4 protein-coding genes and 4 tRNA genes are annotated in these 5,580 nt (G+C 55.4%); all 8 read right to left on the bottom strand.

The window, feature by feature from the left end:
• Window positions 1-177: 177 nt before the first annotated feature.
• Window positions 178-253, bottom strand: a tRNA-Thr gene (locus tag Y5S_RS18975).
• A gap of 43 nt (window positions 254-296) precedes the next feature.
• A tRNA-Gly gene (locus tag Y5S_RS18970) sits at window positions 297-370 on the bottom strand.
• Between the two features lie 58 nt (window positions 371-428).
• A tRNA-Tyr gene (locus Y5S_RS18965) sits at window positions 429-512 on the bottom strand.
• A gap of 76 nt (window positions 513-588) precedes the next feature.
• A tRNA-Thr gene (locus Y5S_RS18960) sits at window positions 589-664 on the bottom strand.
• Between the two features lie 83 nt (window positions 665-747).
• Window positions 748-1,395: an SPOR domain-containing protein gene (locus Y5S_RS18955; RefSeq protein ID WP_035235604.1), complete on the bottom strand. Its 648-nt coding sequence runs from the start codon at window positions 1,393-1,395 to the stop codon at window positions 748-750.
• 15 nt (window positions 1,396-1,410) lie between these two features.
• Entirely contained in the window at window positions 1,411-2,145 is a 735-nt protein-coding gene (locus Y5S_RS18950; RefSeq protein WP_035235603.1) for a type III pantothenate kinase, read from the bottom strand.
• Window positions 2,142-3,122, bottom strand: a complete 981-nt coding sequence (gene birA / locus Y5S_RS18945) for a bifunctional biotin--[acetyl-CoA-carboxylase] ligase/biotin operon repressor BirA (RefSeq protein ID WP_035235601.1) — start codon at window positions 3,120-3,122, stop codon at window positions 2,142-2,144. The genes Y5S_RS18950 and birA overlap by 4 nt, the downstream gene beginning before the upstream one ends.
• The gene (locus Y5S_RS18940) at window positions 3,119-4,807 is read right to left on the bottom strand and encodes an AMP-binding protein (RefSeq protein WP_035235599.1); all 1,689 of its coding nucleotides are present in this window, start codon (window positions 4,805-4,807) and stop codon (window positions 3,119-3,121) included. Before Y5S_RS18940 ends, birA begins: the two co-directional genes overlap by 4 nt.
• Window positions 4,808-5,580 lie beyond the last annotated feature (773 nt).

Raw genomic sequence — 5,580 nt, 5'->3', positions numbered from 1 at the left:
GTTCAAACTTTTCCTTTGCCACGACTCTTCACCTCTTAACTTGGCTGCGCTTTCTCGCCATATGGCGTACATACAACCGAAAAGACACATTTAAGGACTGTATTCGACAAACACAGACCACCTTGGCACCATCAAGACACATGAAGCCGGGCCCAGGATATACCTGGGCCCGGAAATTGGAGCTCATAACCGGATTTGAACCGGTGACCTCACCCTTACCAAGGGTGTGCTCTACCTACTGAGCTATATGAGCATAACCTTCATGCCATCTTGCGATGACCAAACTCTGCCGGAATTGGAGCGGGCAGCGGGAATCGAACCCGCATCATCAGCTTGGAAGGCTGAGGTTCTACCACTGAACTATGCCCGCAAACTTCCGATGCCTTGCTAGCCTTCCGGCTTGCAGATCGTTACCGATCTACTTTATCTGGTGGAGGGGGGAGGATTCGAACCTCCGAAGCTTTCGCGTCAGATTTACAGTCTGATCCCTTTGGCCACTCGGGAACCCCTCCAGAAAAGGGCCTACATTTTCTTTACGCCTCAACCACTTGTCAACTTGTTTTCAAGCAGTTAGCGACGTTTTAAAGCTGGAGCTGGCGAGAGGAGTCGAACCCCCGACCGGCTGATTACAAATCAGCTGCTCTACCAACTGAGCTACGCCAGCTCACAAGGGTTGCGAATTCTATAGAAAGGAATTGAGGCGCGCAATCCAATTAAAGATCAAACGCCTAATAATTGCGCAACGAATCAGTCACAAGAGACTCTATCCAGCTTAAGAGACTGATTTGCTTCAAGAAAAACTTTTACCTCGGGTTTTTCTTCCGCGCTGGAGTCGACCAGGTAGGCCCAGTATTCCGTTACCACCTTTGAGGTTTCCCGTACAAAGGCCGGATAACCCGCATTTCTCATCTTCACGCGCAGGCCCTCAGCCGACTCTTCGCTGGAAAAGTAGCCCAGAGAGATGGCGTTCGCATCATCCCCCTCTTTGACGATAAAGCTATCTACGCCCCGATCCTGCAATTCTTGCAGCACAACCAAGGCCCTCTCCCTGCTGCCGTAAGGTGGCAGATAGACCCAGCTGAGGCGATCCTTTTCTATGGAAAGCCCCCGAACTCTGGCCGCCACGCCCGCAGCACGCAGCTGCACCACGCCTGCCTGGGCTGAAGATTCACTCTCCCAAGGGCCAATCACCGGACACAGGGAACCAGAAGCCACCGCCTGACGAGCCTCCCTGCGAGACTGCGGCTGCTCTGCCAGCAACACCAGCGGCGTCCCGCCCTCCGCATGCGGGAGCGGAATCCCTGCTACCACCGAAGGCTCAGCCAAATTCTTGGTGAGCTGCACCCCGAGGTAGACAACGTTAATGACCAACAAACTATAGAAAATCCACCGCACGGGTGCTCCCCCACCTTATTTTTTTTCGGCAGCAATACGTTCCAGACCATCAAGAACCAGATCAGGCACATGCGTATAATCGAACGCAAACGCCTCCAACAACGCTGGCGCATCACCACCTGTTACCAATACTTTGCAAGTATCATCAAGCACTTGGCGTAGTTCAAGCACCACCTCCGTGACGAAGGCCACAGACATGCGCAACAATCCATTATGCACGCATTCACCAGTACTTTGCCCCAACCCCAGACGAGCAGCCCCTGCCTCTACATGCACATCGGCCGTATCACGCAAGAGCGCGCCGCGAAGCATGCCCAATCCGGGCACAATATAGCCGCCGAGAAACTGTCCTTTCGCATCCACCGCATCGATGGTCAGCGCACTACCACAGTCCACAATGATGCCTGCACCATATTTCTGGAAACATTCCACCATTGCCACCCAGCGATCCACCCCCAATCTCCGTGGCTCGGGATAACAACTGGAGACGCCGAAATCCTCAGGCTGCGAGTAATAAAAGCTGGGCTGCACGCCCGTTTTTCGCGCTAACGCCGCAGCAATGACAGCATCCGAATCAGCCCCCGCCACTGAAGCCACCCAGACAGCCTCACAGCCGGCCTCAAGCCCTTCGATAGTCTCAACCACGTCCTCCCAGCGCCGCCCGTGACGGCAACCACCCTGAACGGTGTCATCCCCATCCCGTACGCGCCACTTGAGTGCGGTATTACCCACATCAACAAACAGTCTCATTGGATTCTCAAACTCACTTCGCCGCCATACAGCTCTTTCAGGCCATCAGCCGTTTCCAGTCGTAGCGCCCCGTCAGGTGACACTCCTGCCGCCACCCCTGTCAGCACCTGATCCACCGACTGCACCTGCACCTTCCTGCCCACCACCTGGTCATAGTCCTGATAGCGAGTCATCAAAGGCGCAAAGCCTTCAACGGAAAAATTGGCCAGCATCTCCAGCAGGCTCACCAACACCTTACTCGCCACCTCATTCCGCGAAGGGGCCTCCCCCATCACACTGGCAAGATCGGTCCATCGCTGATCGATGCCTTCCGCCTGAGCGGCGGTCATCCGGCCATTGATCCCGACACCCACTACCACGTCGACGCGCCCCTCCATTTCGCCAGCCAACTCGATCAACACGCCGCCCAGCTTGGCGCCATCGACCAGCAGGTCATTGGGCCACTTCAGCCCCACAGGCAAGCCCGGCATCAGTGACGAAAGCGCGTCTGCCACCGCAACCCCCACCGCAAGGCTCAGGCCGCCAAGGGCGGCAAAACCGCCCTGTATCGGATAACGAATGGAGAGGTAATGATTGGCCGCAAATGGTGATTGCCATTGCCGCCCCCTGCGGCCACGCCCTGCCAACTGGCATTCCGCCAGAAACACTGCCGGCCTGCCCGCATTGGCAGCCGCCGCAAGAGCATCCGCATTGGTGGAGTTGGTGATCAATGAATAGTGCAGATCTGCAGGAGCAACCCGTTGCGCCAGACAATCCCGGAGATAATCTGGATCAAGAAGCTCTATAGGCTGCGCCAATCGATAGCCCTTGCCTTTAACGGATTCCAGGGCCAACCCGAAGTCGGCCAGGCGTTGCGCCCGTTTCCAGACAGCAGCACGGGAAACACCCAACACTTCCCCAAGCTGAGAACCGGAACGGAACTGGCCATCCGCCAGCAGGCGGATCAATTGCTGATCCGCCTCCTTGAGAATGCTCAAGCTTCCCAAACCACCCCTTTGGTTTTGGACCACTGCTTGATGCCCTCGGCGTAATGCTCCTCAATCACGTTACGCTTCAGTTTCAATGTCGGCGTAATCATGTTGTTCTCAACCGTCCAGGCATCTTTGCAGATGATGAAGGTAGTCATCCGCTCGTGAGGGTCAATCTGATCATTAACATGCTTGAGATGCTTCTCCAGCTCCTGGGTGAAGTGCTCTTTCGCAGAACCGGAGGAGAGGCGCCCCTGTTCTTCAGGCGTCAGGTTCAGCAACGCAACAGGCTGCCCCATCCCTTCACCGATCACACAAGCCAGTTCCAGGCCGGGCAAGGTCACAATGTGGTTTTCAATCGGCACTGGAGCCACATATTTGCCTTTCTCGGTCTTGAAGATCTCCTTCACGCGGCCGGTAATCTTGAGGCGCCCCTTGGCATCAATCTCACCCTTGTCACCCGTGTGCAGCCAGCCGTCTTCAGTCAGATCTTCGGCTGTCTTCTCCGGCATCTTGTAGTAGCCCTTCATGTTGCCCAGGCTGCGCACCATGATTTCGCCATTCTCGGCGATACGGCACTCCACTCCGTCATTAGGGGTACCGACCCAACCGATCATCTGATCACCCACTTCCGTGGTATGTGACCAGGCCAGGTTTTCGGTCATGCCGTACACTTCGAGAATTTCGAGACCCAGCTTCTTGAACCAGGTAATGATTTCAGGAGACAGCGCTGCAGCGCCGGACAACGCGATGCGGCACTCATCCAGCCCCATGGCCCCTAACACCTTCTTCTTGATTACCTTATTGAGGAACGGAATCTTCAACAATGTATTCAACTTCTTGGGCGGGACCGCCTCAGAAGCCTTCTGGTAAAACTTGGACCAAATGCGAGGCACAGCAAAGAAGACGGTCGGCTGAGCCCGCTTGATGTCTTCCCCGAAAGTCTCGAGAGACTCGGCAAAGAAGACCTTGTTACCCACATACAACTGGGCAATTTCAACCGCGAGACGCTCCGCAACATGAGAAAGCGGCAGGTAAGAAATCATCCGCTCGTTGGGTTGCAGGTCGTACACCTTGATCATCTTGCTACCGATGGTGGAGAGAGCCTGGAAGTCATGCATGACCCCTTTCGGCATACCTGTGGTACCAGAGGTGTAAACAATTGTCGCCAGATCCGCAGGCTTGGGCGTGAAAATCTCTTCAATTGGTGCAGTGTCTGCGATGATATCGGTCCAGACAGGGAAGTCTTTCTTGGCTTGCTCAGGTGCCAGAGAGAAGGCGATCTGCTTCACCCCGTCCGGAACACCATCTTTCATCATGTCCCAGTCATCCAGCTTGCCTACAAACAGCATTTTGGACTCACTGTGCTCCATGATAAGGCGCACGGTATCGGCAACCAGGGTTGGGTACAAAGGAACACTGACACCACCCGCCATCCAGATGGCCAAGTCAGCCATGATCCATTCGGCGCAGTTTTTGGACACCAAGGCAATGTGGTCGCCCTGCTGCATCCCTTGGGATTGCAGGTAAGCCGCCATTTTGCGGGCTTCAAGTTCAATATCTTTCCAGGTGTATTCACGCACCTCACCGCCACCGAGAGGCTGCACAAATGCAACGGCATTACCTTGCTGCTGAACCCGCTCCTGTAGCGCCTGCAAGGGAGTGAGTGCACCACCATTATTATCTGTTGTCATAATCTTGAACCTTTTTCCCAAATCCAAACAATCGAACGGACACCCGCGCGGGCAACCGGTGCAGGCCTACCCTGCAAACTGACAGGGGCATTTCATCCCCCCTCATAAAACCTGACGCCGCTGAGACTCAGAGACACAACCACGCCAATCCATAGACGCAATAAAAGTTGCTCAACCTTACCATTTTCCCAAACCGCAATGCAGATACCGGCGCAGAAATTTCTGCCCGACAGGCATCTGCTGAGTCCAGGATGAAAGCAGAGAATAATTGGCGTAACGCCGGGTATAAAGGGGGAAACCGTTTATTATTTGTGATTCAGGTATATGAATAAAATTCATCTGTCACCCCTGCCGCCAGAAGGCCTGACCCCAGCCCTTAGCTCCTGCCCATGTGGCATCTTTAGCCCCACAAGCCCGCGTCTTCGCAGGAGGACGATTGAAGCATACAAACCCATGCATCATGGCGATGGAGCCGGATGGCCAAGCGTCCGGTCCACTTTCCGCTGAGGGAGCGGGCATGCACGTGAAGAGTCCTGGGGGGATCGCCTGCAGGCAGGCTCCTACGGGCGTAAGTCGATTCGGCTTCTGGGCTTAAACGTTGGGGGCCTGGTTCTTTTGGCGTGAAGCGTGTTGCGTGGCCTGACCTATTTAAGTAGCGAGTAAGCTCGCCCTCCCCCTTCGGGACGCCTTCGGCGCCTCACCCAGGCTGCCTGGTGCATCGGGTGTCACACCTCGGCCCCGCTTGACGGGATGGCAGCGCTAGCTCTGGGGAG

It is taken from the genome of Alcanivorax nanhaiticus (genome assembly GCF_000756665.1).
Classification (GTDB): Bacteria; Pseudomonadota; Gammaproteobacteria; order Pseudomonadales; family Alcanivoracaceae; genus Alcanivorax; species Alcanivorax nanhaiticus.
Note: the sequence above shows the minus strand (reverse complement) of the source record. Positions and strands in the feature narration are given on the sequence as shown.

Excerpts from the sequence above, each read along its gene's own strand:
- Y5S_RS18950 (WP_035235603.1), bottom strand. The coding sequence starts at position 2,145 with ATGAGACTGTTTGTTGATGTGGGTAATACCGCACTCAAGTGGCGCGTA.
- Y5S_RS18940 (WP_035235599.1), bottom strand. The coding sequence starts at position 4,807 with ATGACAACAGATAATAATGGTGGTGCACTCACTCCCTTGCAGGCGCTA.